Raw genomic sequence first — 554 nt, forward strand, 5'->3', positions numbered from 1 at the left:
AAGTATTATTACCACAAATCATTGTTGATGCTTTACAACCTAATATTGTAGAACTTGCAATTGCTACCGATGATTTATCGCTACTAGTTGACGCCCTACAACAAGCTGATGCTGGCCTGGTGGAATTACTTGGAACTGATGGGCCATTTACGGTTTTTGCTCCAACTAATGCCGCTTTTGCAGCACTACTAGACAATCTAGGAGATAATTACATGAGTCTTGCAGATTTTGACACGGATGAAGAAAAAGAGATGCTTGCTACAATTTTAAAATACCACGTTGTTGCTGGTACTGCCGCCTATTCTTCTGATTTATCGAACGAACAAATGATCACTACAGCCCAAGGCGAAGATGTAACTATTAACTTAAATGGAGGTGTTTTTATACAAGATGCAACCGATTCAGATGCTGCAGTTACAGCAGCAGATATAGCCGCTAAAAATGGTGTGGTACATATTGTAGATAAAGTATTATTACCACAAATCATTGTTGATGCTTTACAACCTAATATTGTAGAACTTGCAATTGCTACCGATGATTTATCGCTACTAGTT

General features: G+C 38.1%; 1 protein-coding gene. It reads left to right on the plus strand.

All coding sequences use genetic code 11. The annotated features are described in order from the left end of the window. On the plus strand, window positions 1–554 hold a 554-nt coding region (locus MWU65_RS17520), incomplete at both ends, for a fasciclin domain-containing protein (RefSeq protein WP_247079967.1).

Source organism: Cellulophaga sp. F20128, assembly GCF_023015805.1.
In the GTDB taxonomy this organism is placed as follows: domain Bacteria; phylum Bacteroidota; class Bacteroidia; order Flavobacteriales; family Flavobacteriaceae; genus Cellulophaga.